The organism is Haliscomenobacter sp. (assembly GCF_041740695.1).
In the GTDB taxonomy this organism is placed as follows: domain Bacteria; phylum Bacteroidota; class Bacteroidia; order Chitinophagales; family Saprospiraceae; genus Haliscomenobacter.
Map to the genome: position 1 here is coordinate 62,351 of NZ_JBGSLK010000058.1, position 21,380 is coordinate 83,730.

Genomic DNA, 21,380 nt, shown 5'->3' on the forward strand with positions numbered 1-21,380 from the left:
GAAATCTATGATCCAATCCTACACCCCGGACCCCTCCGCCGAAGGGCCGGAAGTGCAACAATCTCGCCCCAAACGTTTTTACAATAACCTTACTTTCAAGGTTTTGGTAGCCATTGCGCTAGGCGTATTATTGGGGGCTTTTTTCCCAAAAACGGGTGAAGCCATGCAGCCAATCGCCAAAACCTTCATCAACATGATCAAGATGGTCATTGCGCCCATCATTTTTCTGACCATCGTGACGGGCATTGGCAAGGTGAGTGACCTCCGGCAATTTGGGCGCATCGGGGGCAAAGCCTTATTGTATTTCATCTCGGTAACCACCCTCGCCTTGTTCATCGGTTTGGTGGTCTCCAATCTGATCCAGCCGGGTGCCGGGCTGGATACGGCGCACCTCAACAGTGGCGACGTCAGTGAGTATGTTGAAAAAAGTAAGGAAAAAACCTGGGTGGATCACATTACCGAGATTGTGCCTCCCAATGTGCTGGGGGCTTTTGCAGAAGGTAACTTGTTGCAAGTCTTGTTCTTTTCGATCCTTTTTGGCATTGGTATAGCCCAGTTGGGCGACACTGGGCATGGACTGCTCAAAACCTTTGACAAAATCCTACAGGTCTTGTTCAAAATCATGGCCATGATCATGGTCCTGGCCCCATTGGGCGCATTCGGCGGGATGGCCTACACTGTGGGCAAATACGGTCTGGGCACCCTCAAACCCTTGGCCATGCTCATGTTGACCGTTTACATCACCATGGCCTTGTTCATTTTTGTGGTGTTGAACCTGATTTGTTATTTTTCCAAATTCAGTTTATGGAAATTACTGGGCTTCATCAAAGAAGAAATTTTGATTGTACTGGGCACCTCTTCTTCGGAATCGGTTTTGCCACGCATGATTGAAAAAATGGAGCGTTACGGGGCCTCCAAACAAGCCGCTGGGCTGATCATTCCCACCGGGTACTCCTTCAATTTGGATGGCACCAGCATCTATTTGTCGATGTCCGTGCTGTTTATTGCCCAGGTTTTTGGGGTAAAACTGAGCATTCAAGAACAATTGTACATCGTTGGCATTTTAATCCTGACTTCAAAAGGGGCAGCTGGGGTCACCGGAAGTGGATTTATCGTTTTGGCGTCGACTTTGTCTTCATTTCCCCAAATACCGATCGAGGGATTGGGCCTTTTGGTGGGTGTGGATCGCTTCATGTCTGAAGCGCGGGCCATCACCAACCTGATCGGAAATGCGGTTGCTACCATTGTAGTGGCCAAGAGTGAAGGAGAATTTACGCCCTTGATTCATAAATAAGCTACAATGGTAACACTGGAACAAGTGCAGGAATTATTGGCGGCACAAGGCTACATCACCGAAAAACCGATTGTATTGTCCATTTTTTTGTCGATGCGCCTGGGCAAACCCCTCCTGATTGAAGGGCCAGCTGGGGTAGGCAAAACGGAGATTGCCAAGGTGATGGCCAAAGCGCTGGATACAGACTTGATCCGTTTGCAGTGTTACGAGGGCCTGGATTCCAATCATGCCTTGTACGAATGGAATTACCAGCAGCAGTTGTTGTACCTGAAAATGGAAGAAGGGCTGGAAATGGATTTGGCACAGCGGGAAAAAAACATCTTCAGCGAGAAGTTCCTGCTCAAACGCCCCTTGCTCCAGGCCATCACCCACCATAAATCACCGGTGCTGCTGATCGACGAGATTGACCGCGCCGACGAAGAGTTTGAAAGTTTTTTATTGGAGGTGCTTTCTGACTGGCAAATCACCATCCCGGAGATTGGCACCATCCATGCTACCCATCGCCCCCACGTGATTGTGACGAGCAACCGGGTGCGGGAATTGTCGGAAGCGCTGCGCCGTCGCTGTTTGTACCTGTACATCGATTACCCCGATTTTGACAAGGAACTACAAATTGTACGCAGCAAAGTGCCGGGAATCGACGTCAAACTGGGTGAGCAAATTTGTGCCTTCATGCGTGAATTGCGCCAACTACGCCTCGATAAAGTACCCGGCGTAGCCGAAACCATCGACTGGGCAACGGCCCTTGCCAACCTCCACATCGAACATTTGGACAAAGAAACCGTAGAATCAACCCTCGGCATCATCCTCAAAGATTGGCAAGACATCCGTCAAACCCAAATGTCTTTGACGGAGCTGTTTGAAAAAACGGGGGCGATTTCGAAATTTGATAATTTATGAGGTTTATAAGGTTTAGGGAGGTTTAGAAGGTTTAGGCTACCGCGAGTTGCTTAGACAAGGACGCGTCTAAGTCACTGCGGTAGCCTAAACCTCCCTAAACCTTCCTAAACCTCCCTAAACTTCCTCAACCTCCATGTTCTACAACCACCCTTCCGCCATCGTCGACCCAGGTGCCCAAATTGGCGCGGACACCAAAATTTGGCATTTCTGTCACGTCATGTCGGGTGCCATCATTGGTGAGCAGTGCAGCTTGGGGCAAAACGTGTTTGTTGCAGATGGCGTGGTTTTGGGAAAAAACTGCAAAGTACAAAACAACGTATCCCTGTATTCAGGGGTCATCTGTGCAGAGGATGTGTTCCTGGGGCCTTCAATGGTGTTTACCAACGTTTACAACCCGCGCAGCGCGGTAAACCGCAAAGGGGAATACCGCCAAACCTGGGTGGAGCGAGGCGTTACCATTGGTGCGAATGCCACTGTGTTGTGCGGCATTCGCATTGGTGCCTATGCCTTTATTGGGGCTGGAGCTGTTGTTTTGAAAGACGTGCCTGCTTATGCCTTGCTGGTGGGCAACCCTGCCAAAGCCATTGGCTGGATGAGTGAATACGGCGAACGCCTGTATTTTGATGAACAAAACCTGGCCACTTGCCCTGGTTCTGGCGAAAGGTATCAGCTGGAAGATGGGCAGGTCAAAAAGGTTTAGGAAGGTTGAGGGAAGTTGAGAAGGTTGAGGCTACCGCAGCGATTTTGACAAGGACATGGTCTAAGTAGTTTGTATCCATAGTAATCAACGAGTAGGGGTTTTCGCTACCGCAGCGATTTTGACAAGGACATGGTCTAAGTCACTGCGGTAGCCTCAACCTTCTCAACCTTCTCAACTCCTCAACTTCGAATAAATGCAACATTTTGCCCTGATTGGAGTAGCTGGCTATGTAGCGCCCCGCCATTTGCGCGCCATTAAAGACACGGGCAACCGCTTGATTGCTGCAATGGATCCTACCGATTCCGTAGGAGTTTTGGATGCGTATTTTCCCGAAGCGGCCTTTTTTGTAGAGTTTGAACGGTTTGATCGACATTTGGAAAAGTTCCGGCAAAATGGGCAAGCGCTGCACTACGTAAGCATTTGTTCACCGAACTACCTGCACGATGCACACATTCGATTTGGTTTGCGGCAGGGCGCGGATGTCATTTGTGAAAAACCCCTCGTCCTCAACCCCTGGAATGCTGAAGCCCTCCAGCGCAATGAACAGGAAACGGGCCGCCGGGTTTACACCATCCTGCAATTGAGGCTTCATCCGGTGATCCTGGCCTTGAAAAAACAAGTCGAAACGCAAATTGTCGCCAAAAAACACGACATTGACTTGACGTATATTACTTCCCGCGGTGCCTGGTATTTTGCCAGTTGGAAAGGAGAGATGTCCAAATCCGGGGGCATTGCCACCAACATTGGCGTTCATTTTTTCGACATGCTGATCTGGATTTTTGGCCCAGTCCAAAAAAGTGAAGTCCACCTACATAGCCACGATCGGGCAGCCGGATATCTGGAGTTGGAGCGTGCGCGGGTGCGTTGGTTTTTGAGCATCGACGAAAAAACCTTACCTGAGGCTATTCAGGAGAAAGGTGCTCGAACCTATCGATCCATCAGCATCGATGGCCAGGAATTGGAATTCAGCGAAGGGTTTACAGATTTGCACACGGAGAGTTACCGGGAAATATTAGCGGGTCGGGGCTTTGGCTTGGTGGATGCCGCGCCGTCGATTGCGCTAGTGCACGATATTCGGGAAGCTGAGGTGCTGGGGCTGTCTGGGGAATATCATCCTTTGGCGGCTTTGCCGCAGGCAAAACATCCTTTTAAATGATCCAGGAGTAAACGTCGTCGTCAAAAAAGAAAGCGGACGCCGGGGAAAATACCCAGACGTCCGCTTTCTTTTTCATCAAAAATAAGCTGTTTGCTTAGAAATATTTCGAGCGATTGTCGCTAATCTTAGCCATTTTGCGGAAGGCTGGCATGAACCGAGTTGCTACTTGGGCCCGTGCACTACCTGCCAGCGTAGTCTTCAACTGGTTTACATCAGCAGATGCTGTAGGCGTCGAAACATTGAATGCATTGACGACATAAACACCATTGTTGCCTGCAAAAGCTTTGCTGGTTTGACCTTGCTTCAATTTGAAGGCATAGGCGTTGAAGCGAGGTTCGCTACCTACGTTATTCGGCAGGAAAGACTGATTGAAACGAATGTTGCGCAGGGTATCCACTTTAGCGCTGTATTGAGCGGCCGCAGCTTCTACTCCTTTGCCTTTGATTTTGTCAACGATCAATTCACCTTTTTTGCGGTTGATGACCACTGTTTCAATGTCTTCCTTTACTTGATCTACGGTGGCATTGCCTGGTTTGAAGATGGTTTTCACCCCAGCAATCACGTATTTGTTGGTGTAAAACTCGGTTGGATCAGTGAAAGTATAAATGTCGGGAGCAACTTCACCTTTGGCCGCGCCAAAAGCCCAACGCACGATTTCGCGGGAAGTTTGACCAGCGCCCAAAGAACCCACAAAGAATTCATTGGCGTTAACGGCTGGGCTGGTTTCTTGGGCAACTCCTTTTATTTTTTTAGCTGCAGCCAGCATACCTTCAACGTCTTTGTTGTTGGCATTCAGGAAGCGCTGGGCTTCTTCAAAACGTTTGGTTTCCGTTTCTTTCGAAGGTTTGATGACTTCACTAAGGTAAGCCACCCGTACACCAGAGCTATTCGAAGTAATCCTTTTGCCAGTTACTTCTACGAGGTGCATCCCGAATTGGGTTTCTACGGTGTACAATTTACCCTGTTCGGCCTGATAAAAAATCAGGTCATCATAAGGTTTAACCATTCCACCGGGGCCGCTGTAACCCAAATCCCCGCCACTGAGGGAAGTTCCATCCTGGCCAAAACGAGCGGCCATGGCTTCAAAGGTGGCAGTACCTTTTTCAATTTCACCCTTAATACTATCGATACGCGCCTTGGCTACCGCCAATGGAGTAGTAGCATCTGGGCGGATCAAGATATGGCGAGATTTTACACTATCCGGCACTATTTTGCGGTCCAGCAATTTCACTGCGCGGTAAGCATTGCCCTCAACATATGGGCCAAAAATGCCGCCGAGTGGCAAGTTGAAAATGCTGTCTGCATTCTGCAACAAAGCTTCTCTTTTGACATAGGCGCCATCAATGGTTCCCAGGTTTTGCTCAACAAATATTGTATCGTTGGGTGCGTTCTTCCAGTCTGCAATCAAGCCTGCAATTTTTTTGCGTTGCGCAAGCGAGTCTGCTTTGGTTGGCTTCACCTCAAAAGTAACCAGACCAATTTTGCGAGCCTCTTCCTGAAACTTGAACAACCCTGGGTTTTCTTTCAGGTAGCTGGCATAATCTTCGTCAGAAACCGAAACTTCAGCGTTGTCGATGGCATCAAATGGAATGCGGGTATACACCAGTTCCATCATGGTTGCACTTTCCTTCTGGCTCATTTCAGCGGCCCAGCTAGGCATGTACATCCCTTTGGACACCATATTGACCAATTTGGTCTGAATGCGATCCTTGATGATCTCCTGCTCCTGGATGGCCCAATAAGAGCGAGCAGTAGCCGTCATCGTATTGGAGGTGATTTGCTGCTTCAGGGAGTTCAACTGTTCCCGGTTGAGTTGTCCGGTCGTTTGATCCATGAAACGCTGCATGATGATGGGACTGGGTTCTGGACCAAATTGAAGGTCGTTCAATTCGTTTTTGCTAACCCCCAGGCCAAGCTTTTCGCCTTCCTGATCAATCAGCGCCTTTTCCACGAAATAATCCCAGAGCGCACTGCGACGAGCATAAATATCACCAGAAGACCCTGCGTAGAGGATACTTTCGGTGCGGTTAAACTCATTCAGGTCTACTTTTTGGCCATTAATTTTGCCAATGCTAGGTTGCATACTGCCAAAGATACTATTCTGGCCACCCATCATATCCTGAATAATGAAGCCAAGTAGGCCAAGCGCGATCAACACCACAATCAAAGCGCTATTCTTGCGAATTGTACTAATCAGAGCCATCTTTTCTAATTAACTTTGAAGAAAAACGACGCAAATGTAAACAAATAAAATTTGAAAGCAGTACTTTTCCTAGCCCATCATCCCAATAATTGTACGAAATTTAACAATTTTATTTTCGCCTTCTGTTAAAAAACAAACCCGATGCGCATATTCCTGGTATTGATCCAAATGATCTGGCTGTTTTTACTCACCGCGTTTACCCAGGTGGGTGGCCTGATTTGGCTGCTAAATCGGGCCTTGTGGCTGGGCCGCAAGCCGACCAAAGGGCGTTGGGTCTGGCGCAGTTTATCCTTTGGCCTGCTTTATTTTTTTTCAGCCATTGTATTGGTGCCACTGCTGGCGCGACTCAATGGTCGGGTAGCTCTCCCTCTTGGTACAAGGTCGGAGCGGCCCGTAGCGCCCCTCAGCTGGTGGACTTGCCTCAGCAATCGGCACTATGTGACCCCGGCTTTGTATGACCTGGCGGTGCGACAAGGCCGGTTTTTGCACAAGCTTGACGCCCAACAACACCTGGTGTACCTCGACGCCAATTTTCCTTTTGGCCGAAAGTTCCCCCTTTTTCCCCACCTCAGTCATGGGGATGGGAAAAAACTGGACCTCGCCTTTTTTCGTTACGACACCCGTGCGCAAAGGAGTACGACCCAATATCCCAGTTTTTTTGGCTACGGTTTTTCGGAGCCACCCGCTGAGGGCGAATTGAACCAACCCGAAATTTGCGCCCAACGCGGCTCCTGGCAATACGGCCTTTTACAAACTTGGGTTAAAAGTGACCGCAAACGCTATTCCTTTGACGCGGAACTGAATACCCAATTACTCCAACAGTTGTCTCGAGACCCTGCCACTGAAAAAATCTTCATTGAACCCCATCTCAAAGGTCGCCTGGGTTTGGGCCGCCTCAACAATATCCGTTACCACGGCTGTCAGGCCGTGCGGCACGACGATCACATTCATATACAGGTAAAATAAAAGTTTAGGAAAGTTGAGATGGTTAAGGAAGGTCGAGGCTACCGCGAGCGATTTTGACAATGGCAATGTCTAAGCCGCTCGCGATAGCCTCAACCTTCCTAAACCTCTCAACCTCCTCAACTTCTCAACTTAAAATATGGCCAAAGCAAATTATCAGGAACTTGTTTTTGACATCACGCGCCTGATCCCGCCCGGGCGGGTGAGCAGTTATGGTGCCATTGCGGATTATTTGGCGCTGGGCTCGGCTAGGATGGTCGGCTGGGCACTGAATAACTGTTCTGCCTTTGGTGATGTTCCCGCCCATCGAGTGGTCAATAGCAAAGGTGAGCTGAGCGGACGAGCCCATTTTACCCCGCCTAGCATGATGCAACAACTTTTGGAAGCAGAAGGCGTTAAAGTGGAAAATGACCGGGTAGTCAACTTCAAGGAAGTATTCTGGCACCCTGAAGAACTAGGATGGTAAAACCAAATCAAATTGACCAAATGAAGTATTTCTTTTTTAGTTTCCTAGCAGTGCTGCTGTGTATTGGCAACCTGCACTCCCAAAACAACAGCCCCGTCGGCGTTTGGAAAAGCGTTGATGACAAAACGGGCGAAGCCAAATCACACGTAGAGGTGTACCAAAAAAATGGCAAAATGTACGGCAAGATCGTCAAAATCCTGACCGATAAACCCAATGCCAAATGCGACGATTGTAAAGGGGATAAAAAAGGCCAACCCGTGATGGGCCTGGTCATCATCGAAGGTTTACAGGAATCCGAAGGTGTCTGGAAAAGCGGAACCATCCTCGACCCTCAAAATGGTAGCGTATATGGTTGTTCCATGTGGCTGGAAGCTGAGAAATCGAATGAACTCAAGGTGCGTGGGAAGCACTGGACGGGGATTTACCGGACGCAGACCTGGTTTCGGGTGAAGTGATGGCAAAGGATGAGTTTAGGACCAGCGTGATCACGAATTTTTAGAAAATCACAAAAGCGGCATTTTTTTAGCACAAAATGATGCTACTGAATTTAGCCATCTATGCGTTACATTTTCATTTTATTACTCGGATTGTACTGCTTGCTACAAGGCCCGCTAGCCTTTAGCCAAAACTACAGTACCCGTACTACCCTTGCCCCCAAGCTCCAAAAACAATTTGAAAAAGTTCGCGCCCAAGCCGAAGCCAAAAACTTTGCTGATGCCCGGAGCGGACTCGAAAAAATCCTCCAGGAAGATCCCACTTTTATCGACGGCATCATCCTAGTGGGCAATATCCATTACGATGAACAAAACTACCCTAAAGCCATCCAACGTTACCGGGAAGCCCTGGAATTGGGGCCGGACTACCAAACCCGTTTGTACTACCAACTGGCCTTAGCCCAAATGCGGGCCGACGATTTTACAGGTTCATTGAACACCTGGGACCAATTTTTGCAGCGCGAAAAAAAGAATACCGAGCTCATCAAACGCGCCCAACGCAACCGCGCCGACGCCGTTTTTGCCGCCGATGCCATCAAAAAGCCTGTGCCCTTTAACCCCGAAAAACTCCCCCCGAGCATTAATAACCCCGAGCAAGCCGAATTCCTGCCTTCCGTCAGCGCGGACGGGCAAACGATGGTCTTCAGTCGCTTGGTGCAGGGACAGGAAGATTTTTTTGTCAGCAAAATGGAAAATGGGGCTTGGCAAAATGCCGAACCCTTGGTAGCGCTGAATACCCCTTTCAACGAGGCGGGACACTGCTTGTCGGCAGATGGCAAAACCTTGTACTTTACTGGCTGCAATCTGGCCAAAAGCCTGGGTGGTTGTGACCTCTACGTGTCTTACTTTCAAGACAGCGCCTGGACAGCCCCCGCCAACCTGGGCGCTCCGATCAACTCTGGTGCCTGGGAATCCTTGCCCTCCATTTCTGCCAGTGGCAGGGTCATGATTTTTGCCTCGGACCGTGCTGGTGGGGTAGGCGGGCGTGACCTGTGGTTGAGCCGACAATTGCCAGATGGCAAATGGAGCAATCCACGCAACCTGGGCCCCAAAGTCAATTCCGTAGGCGATGAACAAGCCGCATTTCTCCACCCCGATGGTGCCACCCTCTACTTTATGTCCAACGGCCACCCCGGCATGGGCGGTTTCGATTTGTACTTGAGTCGCCTTGATAGTGCAGGCAATTGGGGCACGCCCCAAAACCTGGGTTACCCCATCAATACCCGCGCCAATGAAGGGGCATTGTCAGTAAGTTTGGATGGCAGCCGCGCCTGGTTTTCCACCGATGTGGAGGATACCCGCAATACCGAAGGCATCAAACAAGGGCGCTCGGATATTTACACTTTCACGATGCCGGAACTAAATCGCCCCAAAGTGGTCACTTTTGCCCGCGGCAAGGTATTTGACCTGGCCACTAAAGAACCCTTGGCCGCCGAGGTAGAAGTGCAGGAATTAGCCAGCAAACGGGTGTTTTACAAAGCTAAAGTGGCCAATGATGGCAGTTTTATGGTTTGTTTGCCGGTGGGACAAAACTATGCCCTCAATGCCAATCACCCCGGTTATACTTTTTATTCCGCCAATTTTGAACTGGCTGAAGTGCGCAATGCAGCCCAGGCATATGAACTGAGCGCAGGCTTGCAAGCCTTACCCGCAGAGGGCGTAAGCACCGTTCCGGGGGATAAAACCCCGGTAATCTTGCGCAATGTGTTTTTTGAAACGGGATCGGCAGTGCTGAGCCCAGAGTCTGCACCCGAATTGGATCGCCTGACGGAGCTTTTACAGGAAAATCCTACCTTGAAAATTCAAATCAATGGCCATACCGATAACGTAGGTTCTGATGCCGACAACCTGAAATTGTCGGAACAAAGAGCTAAAGCGGTTTACACTTACCTGATTGGCAAAGGAATTACCGCGACACGTTTGAGCTACAAAGGTTTTGGCGAAAGTCAACCCATAGCGGACAATGCGACGGAGGCAGGGCGTCGGGAGAATCGGCGAACGGAGTTTGTGCTGCAATAAACAATGTTCAAAACCCCAACCCCGCCCCATGTTTCTTCAGCCACTTCTCCTGCATCATATAATCCGGCATGGCCTTTTCCACCAAGGCCCAATAACGATCCGAGTGGTTCATTTCTATCAAATGAGCGAGTTCGTGGATGATCACATAGTCAATTACCTCCGCGGGTGCGAAGAGCAAGCGGGTAGAAAAATTGAGGTTGCCCGTATTGGAGCAGCTGCCCCAACGCGAGCTGGTGTTTTTGAAACGAATGTCTTTAATCGGCTTGGCAAAATGCAGTTGGTTGAGTTCCAATACGCGACGAGAAAATTCTGGTAAAAAATCCTGCCCAATCAAGCGGCTGAGCAAGGTGGCAGCGGCTTTGTGTTGCTCCTCAGTTGAGACGGAGCGCACCAAATTCAATTGGATGTAGCGATTGGGGTGTAACTTGGCGGTGTGGGAAGCGCGGTCTTCAAGGTTGACGCCCAGCGTATACTGGCGATTGCCCACCTGTATTACGTCACCATCGTTGTATTGTTTGCTCAAAAAGCGCTGAAAAAAATCGGGCTTATCCCGGTGGAGTGCTTTGGCCCAGCTTTCAAACCATTCCCAGGCGCGTTTTTCTCCACTTTTGTCCAGGCGTTTGGGCAAACGCAAGATGAAGCCTTGCTTCCCGGTGGCTGCGCGGAAGGAGCTCCGGCGTTCGTGGATCACTTTGACCGGGATGTGTTGACCGCCTAGTTCAATGGAGGAAGAGAGCACGGTGGTTTTTTTCGTGGGAATGATTTTATTTCAGATAGAACTACCAAAGCGACATTTTTTTACCACAAAGGAAAAAACAAGAGCACAAAGGACACAAAGTTAGACGTTGACAGCCTTTGTGTCCTCTGTGTTTCTTGGTGTTTTCTTTGTGAAAAAAATGTCGCTCTGGGTTTACCTTGCGTTAGCCCATTTTCTGCGCAATGTCCCGCATCACATCCACCAACACCTGCACCCCTTCCAGTGGCATAGCGTTGTACATGGAAGCGCGGAAACCACCCACCGAGCGGTGTCCACGAATGCCATCGATACCCGCAGCTTTGGCCGCAGCATCAAAAGCCTTATCGACCTCTTCGTTGATGGCCAGGAAAGTTGGGTTCATCAAGGAACGGTCACCTTTTTCGGTGACGGTGCCGTGGAAGAGTGGGTTGGCATCTAGTTCGTTGTAGAACAAGTCACCTTTGGCCTGGTTGCGAGCCTCCATTGCTGCAAGGCCACCTTGCTCTTTCACCCACTGCATGGTCAACATCGAAACGTAGATGGGGAATACCGGTGGGGTATTGTACATGCTGTCGTTGGCGTCATGAATGGCGTATTGTAGCATGGAAGGAATGGCGCGCTTTACTTTGCCGAGCAAGTCTTTGCGCACAATCACCAGTGTAGTTCCTGCGGGGCCCATGTTCTTTTGTGCCCCGGCATAGATCAAACCAAATTTCTCGACCGGAATCGGACGGCTGAAGATATCCGATGACATATCGCATACAATCGGCACTTCAGTATCGGGCCAGGAGTGGCACTGGGTACCGTAGACGGTGTTGTTGCTGGTCAAGTGCAGGTACTTGGCATAGCTGGGCACCGTCCAGCCTTTGGGAATGGAGGTGTAATTTTGCTCCTTGGACGAAGCCAACACTTCCACTTTGCCAAAGAGTTTGGCTTCCTTGATGGCTTTGTCCGCCCAAGTGCCCGTATTGACGTACACGGCGGTTTCGTCCTCGTTTAGGAGGTTCATGGGTGCCATGAAGAACTGGGTGCTGGCTCCTCCGGAGAGGAACAACACTGCGTAATCGTCGCTGAGGTTTAGCAACTCACGCGCCAGTTGCTCTGCCTGAGCAGCGATGGCGATGAAGTCTTTGCTACGGTGGGAAATCTCTAAAATAGATAGTCCACTGTTGTTGATATTGAGTACGCCACGGGCGGCTTCTTCAATGACCGATGCTGGTAATATAGCCGGCCCAGGACTGAAATTGTATTTCTTCATTGGGTGTGCAAATTTTGGTGGTGCAAAAATAGGTTTTCTAGGTGGTGCCCGCTTAGAAAAAATGGAAGTTTTGCGGCTTTTTTTACGACGGGAAAGCAACTTGGGACTTGGGTTTAATTTGATTTCAGGTGAAAAAAGGTTATTTTTGAAAAAAATTGGTAGAAATGACGCTTAGTTCTAGTGCCAAAATACAGGAGATTCCCAGCTACCTCATTTACGAGATGGATGATGGTCGGCCTATTTATTATAAAGGTTATAAAGAAGTATTAGCTGGAACCAAAGATTTTGAAGCAATTATGGCCGATAGTACATTACAAGCATGGCTGAAATTAGAGCTGGGTGCAATCATCAAAGTCTTGCTTTCTGCTGGTTACATTGTGACTGGAGGAGAGCAAGGTTTACAATTGGGAAAAGCAAAATGGAGGGCTGCTGACATTGCCATTTTTAAAAAAGAAAACTTCGTACTCAGCAACCAATATTCTGCCAATCCACCAGAAATTGCCATTGAAATTGATACCAAGGCAGATTTGGATTCGCCAGGAGCTTCCATTGACTATTTTGACCGCAAAAACCGCCAACTCTTTGAATTTGGAGTCAAAAAAATCATCTGGATATTTACGGAGGTGCACTCGATCAAAGTTATAGTCCCCGGAGAAGATGTACAACATTTCGAATGGGAAGAAGATATCACCGTGATGGAAGGGGTACAGTTTAATTTGCAGAAGATTATGGATCAGCTCTTGTAAAAACAAAATCTCCCTACACATCGTTTTCAACCATATCTTTGTGCTTAAATAGCAAACCAATGCTGAAAATTTTGCACCTCATTCTGGCACTCAACATCCTTTTGTCCTCCAGTGGGATAATGGTGTTTGAGCATTTGTGCCAAATGCGGGGCAAAAAGGTAGCTTTGTTTGTACAGCCTAAAAGTTGTTGTCAAAAACGAGTACAGGTTCAACGTTCCTGCTGCGCAAAGGCAGAAGTAGCCAATGCTCAGGAAAACCTTTCCCGGATTCCCTGCTGTTCAGACAAATCCTCTTTCCTCAAAACTGATACCCAGCCTACCTTACAAAAAGTGATAGCGCTCAGCTTTGCAGCTGATCCTTTCATTTTGCCTCCAACCTTGAATGTAGCCCTGGAATTCGCCAAAGATATTCTCCCATACAATCAAAAAATCCTCCGTTTTTACCTGTACAAGCCACCACCTCGAATGCGCGACATTCCTGTGCTTGTACAATCCTTCCTTTGTTAGCCTGCTTACTTTCTTTCGTTTTCATCGTCTTGATGAAAACAGCCCTCCCTTTTTCCATTACTCATTCTCCTGTGCTGAATCAAGCACCCATCAATTTTATTGTATGAAAAAAATATTGCTTGGCAGTGTTTTAGCCCTTTGTGTATCCAGTATTTGTCTGCAAGAGACTGTTGCGCAAGCCACTTTAAAAGCCCCAACTGCCAGCCCAGACGCTACGCTGGTTCAAAATTTTGGCGAAAGCGACATCACCGTAACTTACGGTCGGCCTTCAGCCCGGGGCCGCAAAATTTTCGGCCAACTCATCCCCTTCGACAGCCTGTGGCGTACGGGGGCCAATGATTGTACGGCCCTGGCCCTGCGCGAAACGGTGATCGTCGGCGGCAAAAAAATCCCGGCGGGCAAATATTCCCTCTTCAGCATCCCTGGCCCGGAGGAATGGACGCTCATCCTCAACCGAGATGCCACCTTACACGGCGCTTTTGGCTACGACCCCCAAGTGGACATTTATCGCTTCAAGGTTAAGCCAGAGGCAGCGGGGCGATATTATGAAACCTTCACCATCGAGTTTGGAGATTTTAATCCGCGTGGAGAAAGTTCACTGAATTTGATGTGGGAAAATACCCTAATCAAAATTCCACTCCAAACCATCGCCGACTTCAACAACATGGCGGAAATTCAAAAACGCCTGATTGACAAGCAGGAGAAAAACGCCGAATTGCTATTTCAAGGTGCCGCTTATTACTATGCCACCAAACGGGACATTCAGCAAGCCAAAACCTGGGTGGAAGCAGCTGAAAAAATGGATAATAAAACTTTTTCCATTCCCAATTTGGCGCAAAAAATCTATGCTGATCTGAGCGACTATCCAAGCGCCTTGGCCGCCGCCCAACGCGCTTTAGCTTTGGCGGAAAAGGAAAAGCTGAGCAGTGCCATCAAAGATTTGAACAAACGTATTGCCGACTTGCAAAAACGGGTTGGCTTAGGAAAGAATTAAGGGGCGATAAAAAAATAAGTGCTCATTTTGCCAAAGGATCAGATAAGTAAACGGTTCATTTCAAGTGTCTTATCTGATCCCTTGGCTCAAGAAAAATGAGCACTTATTTTTGCCCCACTACTAAGCAATAGATCATGTTGAACAAGATCATCTATTTTTTTCTGCACAATAAGCTTATGGCCTGGGTGGTGCTGCTGCTTTTTACCGGCTGGGGATTGGTATCGGCACCTTTCGACTTCCACATTCCGGGCTTACCCCGCGATCCGGTGGCGGTGGATGCCATTCCCGACATTGGCGAAAACCAGCAGATTGTATATACCGACTGGCCGGGGCGTTCGCCACAGGACATCGAAAACCAGATTACTTATCCGCTGACGACTACGTTGTTGGGTTTGCCAGGGGTGAAAAGCATCCGCTCCACCTCCATGTTTGGTTTTTCCAGCATTTACATCATTTTTGAGGATCAGATAGATTTTTACTGGAGCCGTTCGCGGATTTTGGAAAAACTCAATTCGCTACCCTCCAGTCTGTTGCCACAAAATGTACAACCTACCCTGGGCCCTGATGCTACCGGACTTGGGCAAATTTTCTGGTACACCCTTGAAGGTCGGGACCCTCAGGGCAAAGCCACTGGCGGTTGGGATGCCCACGAATTGCGAAGCATTCAAGACTTCTACGTGCGTTATGGCTTGACTTCTGCTGCGGGGGTATCCGAGGTGGCCTCGATTGGTGGTTTTGTCAAAGAATACCAAATTGATGTAGACCCGCAGGCGCTGCGTACTTACAACATCAGCCTGGAAGAAGTGATGAACGCTGTGCGCCAATCCAACCTCGATATTGGTGCTCAAACCCTGGAACTCAACCTCGTGGAATACTACGTACGCGGCCTTGGCTACATCAAAACCCTCGCGGATTTGGAAGAAACCGTGGTGCGGGTCAGCAACAACATTCCCATCCGTATCCGCGACATCGCCAAAGTCAACATCGGCCCGGCTGAACGCAGAGGTATTTTGGACAAGTCGGGTGCCGAGGCCGTAGGTGGGGTAGTGGTGGCGCGTTTTGGCTCCAACCCGCTGGACGTCATTCAAAAGGTGAAAGAGCGAATTGCCGAACTTGAACCCGGTTTGCCCAGCAAAGTACTGGCCGATGGCACCCTTTCACAAGTAAAAATTGTGCCCTTTTATGACAGGACTCACCTGATCAAAGAAACCTTGGGCACCTTATATAGCAACTTGATTCAGGAAATCCTCACCACCATCATCGTGGTCATCGTGCTCTTGTTCAACCTGCGGGCCTCCCTGGTCGTATCGGGGCTTTTACCGATTGCCGTGTTGATGACTTTTATCGTGATGAAGTTGGTCGGCGTGGATGCGAACATCGTGGCGCTTTCGGGTATCGCGATTGCCATTGGAACCATGGTGGATGTGGGAATTGTGCTATCGGAAAACATTGTGCGCAGATTAGAAACCCATGGCGATAAGGAAGATTTGTACACCACGGTGTATGAAGGATCGGCAGAAGTGGGCTCGGCGGTAGTGGCGGCAGTATTGACCACAATCGTGAGTTTTTTGCCCGTATTCGCCTTGGAAGGTGCCGAGGGTAAATTGTTCCGTCCATTGGCTTTTACGAAAACCTTTGCACTCGGTGCGGCTATCGTCTTGGCCATTATGGTCTTGCCAGCCTTGGCACACACTGTTTTCTCTTGGAAAGTGACGCGGCGTTTTTGGCGTTGGTTTGGCACTGGGATGATCGTAGTAGCGGGGGTTGCAGCTTTGATTTTTCAGCAAAATACCCTGGGGTTCATTTTGCTCATCATTGGGCTTTCGGCAGGAGTGTTGGTCTGGAGTGAAAAACGTTTTGGAGGCGTCCTGCATGAACGGATCAAGCAGAGCATCAATTTGGTCTATGCAGCAATTGTTGCCGCCTTGATCACCCGCATGTGGATGCCGCTGGGGGTGGATCAGAGTTTTGCGCTCAACTTCCTTTTTGTTGGAGGGATGATTGCAGGCTTATTAGGATTTTTGTACGGGATGACCATCATTTATCACCCGCTGTTGGCTTTTTTCCTGGAATACAAGTTGCTTTTTATGTTGATCCCGATTGGGATTCTTTGTGCAGGGTATGTTGTTTTTCAGGGCATAGGTCGTGAATTTATGCCCGCATTAGATGAGGGCTCCTTTCTGCTGATGCCCAGTGCCATGCCTCATGCTGGCACCCAGGAAAACGCCCGCAATTTGCGGATGTTGGACATGGCTGTAACTGCAATTCCTGAAGTAGAAACCGTGGTGGGTAAAGCCGGCCGGGTCGAAAGTGCCCTCGATCCCGCGCCCTTGCCGATGTACGAAAACGTAATTTTGTACAAATCTGAATACAAAACCGACGAAGACGGCAATCGCCTCCGCTTCAAGGTAGATGATAGTGGGGAATATGTGAGGGATAAAAAGGGTGAATTGGTTGAAGACCGCAATGGCCAGTATTTTCGCCAATGGCGCGACCACATCCAATCCCCCAACGACATTTGGGATGAAATCAGCAAAGTAACTCAACTCCCCGGTATCACCTCGGCCCCCAAATTGCAACCCATCGAAACCCGTTTGATCATGTTGCAAACGGGCATGCGAGCCCCCATGGGCATCAAGGTCAAAGGGCCGACCCTGGAAAGTATTGAAGCTTTTGGTCTGGAAATTGAAAAATTGCTGCGCGAGGTGGAAGGGGTGAAAGACGCAGCAGTATTTGCAGATCGGATTGTCGGCAAGCCCTATATCGAGCTGGAAATTGACCGCGCCGCCATTGCCCGGCATGGGCTAAGCATCGCGGATGTGCAAAGTTACATCGAAGCCTCGATCGGCGGAACCTCGGTTACCCAAACGGTGGGAGGGTCGTGAGCGCTACAACGTGCGGGTGCGCTACCCCCGCGAATTGCGCAACGACCCCGAAGCAGCCAAACATATTTTTATCCCCTCCAAAAACAGCGGCAGCCCCATTCCGCTGAGCGATTTGGTCAAAACGAAATACACCGCCGGGGCACAAATGATCAAGAGTGAAGACGGCTTTTTGGTGGGCTACGTGCTTTTTGACAAAGAAAACAACTACCCCGAAATCGACGTAGTGACCAATGCCAAAACATTCCTGGATGAAAAAGTAGCTTCGGGCGCCTTGCAAGTGCCGCATGGAGTGAGCTATCGCTTCGCGGGCAATTACGAACAAAACCTGCGGGCCAACGCACGCCTCCGCATCATTTTACCCTTGACTTTGCTGATCATTTTTATGATTCAATACCTGGAATTCCGCTCTTTGACCATTTCAGCGATGGTTTTTACGGGGGTATTGGTGGCTTTTGCCGGAGGTTTTATCATGATGTGGTTCTATGGACAGCCCTGGTTTTTGGACGCTAATTTGTTGGGTGAAAATTTGCGCGACTTGTTCAACGTCCATCCCATCAACCTCAGTGTGGCGGTTTGGGTGGGCTTCCTGGCCCTGTTTGGCATTGTGACCGATGACGGGGTCTTGATGGCTACCTACTTGCGCGAGCGTTTTGCGGCCTTGAAACCTGGCAATACCAGCGAAATCCGGGCGGCAGTACTCGAAGGTGCAGCCCGTCGGGTGCGCCCGGCGATGATGATTACGGCCACAACTTTGTTGGGATTTTTACCGATTTTAACCTCCACCGGGCGGGGCTCCGACATCATGGTACCGATGGCGATTCCGGCTTTTGGCGGGCTATTGATTGAAATCATTTCCATCTTCATTGTTCCGGTGTTGTTTTGCCTGTGGAAAGAGGCGGGACTGCGTGGGAAAAAAACTGGGGAGCTATGACGCGAGTTAAAAATGGATTGACACTACTGCTTTTTATACTGCTTACACGCAGCATAAGCCTGACTGCCCAACCCCTCGACAGCCTCGTTCAAATTGCCCTGCGCCAAAACCCCGAGCTCAAAGCCCGCTACACCCGCTACCAATCCCAGTTGGAGCGCGCTCCTCAGCAAAACCAATTGGTTGATCCGCAAGTGGATTTCAGCACCCAATTTCTGCCTTTGCGCATGCGTACCTGGGAGCAAGCAGCGATCATTGGAGGCATGCAGGAATTTCCCTGGCCGGGCACCTTGTCAACCCGCTCAGCTTTGGCGCTTAGTGAAGCGCGGGTGACCAATGAACAAGCGGAGGCCGAAGCGCTGAATCTTCGGTATGAGGTAAAAATGGCCTGGCTGGATTATTACCTGACAGTCAACAGCATCCATTTTTTAGCAGAAAGCATCACCTTGAGTCGCTCGGCTGAACGACTGGCCCTGGCCAGGGTAGAGAGTGGCCGTGGAAATGTGACGGAGGTATTGAAAGTACAGTTGAAAATCCGCCAACAGGAGCAGCAGCTCAACTTGCTAAAAAACCGCACCCAATTTCCGCAATACCGCCTGAATCAACTCTTAAGTCGCCCAGCCCAAACACCCATTCAACTGCACGAAACCTTAGAATTTGAAATCCTGCCTTTTCAAATGGATTCCTTGTTGCAGCAGATCAAACTAGAGCACCCAGCCATCAGCAGTTTGCGTTACGAAAAGGAAGCTTCACGTCAAATGGAAGCCTTGAATCGATTGGAAGGCAAGCCAGATATCGGCCTGGGTTTGGATTACATAGTGATGAGCAAAGTAACCGAACACGGCTTGACATCCGCTGGCAAAGACATGGTGATGCCTCGCATCGGCATTCGACTACCCCTTTACCGCAAAAAATACGAGGCCAAAGCGCGGGAAGAACAATTGCGCCGCGAGAGTTTAGACCTGGAAGCCCAGGCGTTGGGCAACGATTTTGCCGCAACACTTGGTCGAGCCATTTCCCTACAAGAGGAAGCGCGGTTGACCCACGAGTTTGTGCAAGAACAGCTCAAAACCCTCGATGCACTGATCAAGATGCAAGAGGGCAATTTCAGTACCAATGCCGATTTGTACGAAAACCTATTGGAAAACTATGAACTGCGCCTGGAGTACCAATTGATGGACTTGGAAGCCATTGTGAAGGTGCAGCAAGCGAAGGCAGAGGTTGAAAAGTTGAGAAGTTGAGACTGGTCACTGAGCGAAGCCGAAGTGCCAGTTTCAACTTCTCAACTTTTCAACCCCTCAACTAAAAAAACATGAAACCAAAATATCAACTTTCACCCCGTACCTTTTTGCCCGCCACAACCCTCTTGGTTGGGCTGGTACTTGGCTATCTCATTTTTGGGCGAAACCATCAGCATGAAAGCAGCACAGTGGAAACCGAGGCAAGCGCTACGGGCACAACTTACACCTGCTCCATGCACCCCCAAATCCGCCAACAGGAACCGGGTATTTGCCCCATCTGCGAAATGGATCTTACGCCCATGAATGCCAGTGCGGGTACCGATCCGCTGGTGATGGAAATGAGTGAGGACGCCATTCGACTGGCCGATATCCAAACTACAGTGGTAGGGCAGGGGCAAAGTACTGGGAAAAAACTGAGCCTGAGTGGCAAAATCCAGCCCGATGAACGAGCCATTTCCACCCAGGTTGCCCATATCCCTGGCCGGATTGAGCGGCTATTCATCACCTTTACTGGCGAACAAGTGCGCAAGGGTCAAGCAGTGGCCCGCATGTATTCACCGCCCCTGGTAGCTGCTCAACAGGAATTGCTGGAGGCTGTTCGTTTCAAAGGCAAAAGTTCGGAATTGGCTGAGGCGGCGCGTAGCAAATTGCGGTATTGGAAAGTCTCGGATGAATTCATTCAAAAAGTAGAAGCGGAAGGCAAAATACTGCGTGAAATTACGCTCTATGCCGAGCGCAGCGGGGTGGTGATGACCCGGAAAGTGGCTGTGGGAGATTATGTAGAAGAAGGGTCTGCGCTGTTTGAATTGAGCAACCTTGACCGATTGTGGGCGTTGTTTGAAGCATATGAAACGGATCTGGCGCATATTCGAGTGGGCAATACGGTGCAGTTTACCACTCCCTCGGTGCCCAATCGTAACTTCAGCGGGCGGATTACCTTTATCGATCCACTCATTGACGCCCAATCACGTACTGCCTCTTTGCGGGCAGAAATCCAAAACCCTGGTGGTTTATTGAAGCCGGAAATGTTCATCCAGGGTGAAATAACTGCCAGCGCTGCTGGAAAATCCGCCTTGGAAGTCCCCAAAACCGCTGTGCTTTGGACGGGCAAACGATCAGTAGTCTACCTCAAAAAAGCGGATGCAGAAGTGCCTAGCTTTGAATACAGGGAGATAGAATTGGGCGAATCCAGCTCTAATGCCTATCTCGTACTGAAGGGATTGCAGGCTGGCGATGAGGTGGTGACCAATGGCGCGTTTGTCATTGATGCCGCTGCCCAACTGAACAACCAACAAAGTATGATGAACAAATTGGTGGCCAAAACGGAAGCCACGGCAATGGAAATGCCGGATTATAGAGCTGTAGTTTCTCCAGCCTTCCGTCAGGATTTGGATGTATTGTCCAAAACCTACTTACGGGTCAAAGATGACTTGGTCAAAACCAATGCCAAAGCCAGTTCAACACATGCCGTTGATTTAGCCAAACAGTTGGAGCAAATGCAAAACCCCAACTTGCCCGCTGAAGCCCTGGCTTTTTGGGAAACCCAATTCAATGCCTTACGCCAGCACGTAGCCCGAATCAAAGCCAGTACCGATGTGGAAGCCCAACGCGTACAATTTGATTTTGTGTCCCAACTCTTGATCAACACTTTTAAAGTATTTGGCTCAGGAAAGGAGGCTTTATATGTCCAACACTGTCCCATGGCCTTCAACAACCGTGGGGCCGATTGGCTCAGTAGCGAAGAAAAAATTCTCAATCCCTATTTCGGCGATGAAATGCTGAATTGTGGATTTGTCAAAGAAAATGTTCAATAACTGGAGTTGAGAAGGTTGAGATGGTTGAGGGAGGTTTAGGCTACCGCAGTGATTTGGACAATATCCTTGTCTAAGTC

The 21,380-nt window shown here is 49.4% G+C and carries 16 protein-coding genes and 1 pseudogene; 14 read left to right on the forward strand and 3 right to left on the reverse strand.

Annotated elements, in window-relative coordinates:
• Nucleotides 1-7 precede the first annotated feature (7 nt).
• From dctA to ACEW9O_RS12860, 4 genes are all read left to right on the forward strand, one after another.
• Nucleotides 8-1,294 (forward strand): C4-dicarboxylate transporter DctA, encoded by a 1,287-nt coding sequence (gene dctA, locus ACEW9O_RS12845; protein ID WP_373550570.1) that lies wholly within the window; start codon nt 8-10, stop codon nt 1,292-1,294.
• A 6-nt stretch (nt 1,295-1,300) separates the two neighbouring features.
• Nucleotides 1,301-2,194, forward strand: a complete 894-nt coding sequence (locus tag ACEW9O_RS12850) for an AAA family ATPase (RefSeq protein ID WP_373550571.1) — start codon at nt 1,301-1,303, stop codon at nt 2,192-2,194.
• A 133-nt stretch (nt 2,195-2,327) separates the two neighbouring features.
• Nucleotides 2,328-2,894 carry an acyltransferase gene (locus tag ACEW9O_RS12855; protein ID WP_373550572.1) on the forward strand — a complete coding sequence of 189 codons (567 nt, stop codon included), beginning with the start codon at nt 2,328-2,330 and terminating at the stop codon, nt 2,892-2,894.
• A gap of 193 nt (nt 2,895-3,087) precedes the next feature.
• Nucleotides 3,088-4,050 carry a Gfo/Idh/MocA family oxidoreductase gene (locus ACEW9O_RS12860; protein WP_373550573.1) on the forward strand — a complete coding sequence of 321 codons (963 nt, stop codon included), beginning with the start codon at nt 3,088-3,090 and terminating at the stop codon, nt 4,048-4,050.
• A 94-nt stretch (nt 4,051-4,144) separates the two neighbouring features.
• On the opposite strand, the gene ACEW9O_RS12865 is transcribed toward ACEW9O_RS12860, so the two are convergent.
• Entirely contained in the window at nt 4,145-6,253 is a 2,109-nt protein-coding gene (locus ACEW9O_RS12865) for a peptidylprolyl isomerase (protein WP_373550574.1), read from the reverse strand.
• A gap of 141 nt (nt 6,254-6,394) precedes the next feature.
• Between ACEW9O_RS12865 and ACEW9O_RS12870 the strand changes: the two genes are divergently transcribed.
• The 4 genes from ACEW9O_RS12870 to ACEW9O_RS12885 all read left to right on the forward strand — a co-directional run bounded on the left by ACEW9O_RS12870 (nt 6,395) and on the right by ACEW9O_RS12885 (nt 10,195).
• On the forward strand, nt 6,395-7,219 hold the full coding sequence (locus tag ACEW9O_RS12870) for a hypothetical protein (RefSeq protein ID WP_373550575.1): 825 nt from the start codon (nt 6,395-6,397) through the stop codon (nt 7,217-7,219).
• Nucleotides 7,220-7,355: 136 nt separating this feature from the next.
• The gene (locus ACEW9O_RS12875) at nt 7,356-7,682 is read left to right on the forward strand and encodes an MGMT family protein (RefSeq protein WP_373550576.1); all 327 of its coding nucleotides are present in this window, start codon (nt 7,356-7,358) and stop codon (nt 7,680-7,682) included.
• Nucleotides 7,683-7,702: 20 nt separating this feature from the next.
• Nucleotides 7,703-8,137, forward strand: coding sequence for a DUF2147 domain-containing protein (locus tag ACEW9O_RS12880; protein ID WP_373550577.1), 435 nt, complete (start codon nt 7,703-7,705; stop codon nt 8,135-8,137).
• Nucleotides 8,138-8,239: 102 nt separating this feature from the next.
• Nucleotides 8,240-10,195, forward strand: coding sequence for an OmpA family protein (locus tag ACEW9O_RS12885; RefSeq protein ID WP_373550578.1), 1,956 nt, complete (start codon nt 8,240-8,242; stop codon nt 10,193-10,195).
• Between the two features lie 7 nt (nt 10,196-10,202).
• On the opposite strand, the gene ACEW9O_RS12890 is transcribed toward ACEW9O_RS12885, so the two are convergent.
• Together ACEW9O_RS12890 and serC are read right to left on the reverse strand one after the other, a co-directional pair.
• On the reverse strand, nt 10,203-10,934 hold the full coding sequence (locus ACEW9O_RS12890) for a M48 family metallopeptidase (protein WP_373550579.1): 732 nt from the start codon (nt 10,932-10,934) through the stop codon (nt 10,203-10,205).
• Between the two features lie 181 nt (nt 10,935-11,115).
• Nucleotides 11,116-12,189, reverse strand: a complete 1,074-nt coding sequence (serC, locus tag ACEW9O_RS12895) for a 3-phosphoserine/phosphohydroxythreonine transaminase (RefSeq protein ID WP_373550580.1) — start codon at nt 12,187-12,189, stop codon at nt 11,116-11,118.
• 164 nt (nt 12,190-12,353) lie between these two features.
• Between serC and ACEW9O_RS12900 the strand changes: the two genes are divergently transcribed.
• From ACEW9O_RS12900 to ACEW9O_RS12925, 6 genes and pseudogenes are all read left to right on the forward strand, one after another.
• A complete protein-coding gene (locus ACEW9O_RS12900) occupies nt 12,354-12,935 on the forward strand; it encodes a hypothetical protein (protein WP_373550581.1) in 582 nt (193 codons plus the stop codon).
• 59 nt (nt 12,936-12,994) lie between these two features.
• Entirely contained in the window at nt 12,995-13,441 is a 447-nt protein-coding gene (locus ACEW9O_RS12905; protein WP_373550582.1) for a hypothetical protein, read from the forward strand.
• 103 nt (nt 13,442-13,544) lie between these two features.
• A complete protein-coding gene (locus tag ACEW9O_RS12910; protein WP_373550583.1) occupies nt 13,545-14,435 on the forward strand; it encodes a DUF2911 domain-containing protein in 891 nt (296 codons plus the stop codon).
• Between the two features lie 134 nt (nt 14,436-14,569).
• Nucleotides 14,570-18,251: pseudogene (locus ACEW9O_RS12915) on the forward strand (efflux RND transporter permease subunit).
• Nucleotides 18,248-19,489, forward strand: coding sequence for a TolC family protein (locus ACEW9O_RS12920; protein WP_373550584.1), 1,242 nt, complete (start codon nt 18,248-18,250; stop codon nt 19,487-19,489). Before ACEW9O_RS12915 ends, ACEW9O_RS12920 begins: the two are co-directional and overlap by 4 nt.
• A gap of 71 nt (nt 19,490-19,560) precedes the next feature.
• Entirely contained in the window at nt 19,561-21,303 is a 1,743-nt protein-coding gene (locus ACEW9O_RS12925) for an efflux RND transporter periplasmic adaptor subunit (protein WP_373550585.1), read from the forward strand.
• The last annotated feature ends 77 nt before the right edge of the window (nt 21,304-21,380 follow it).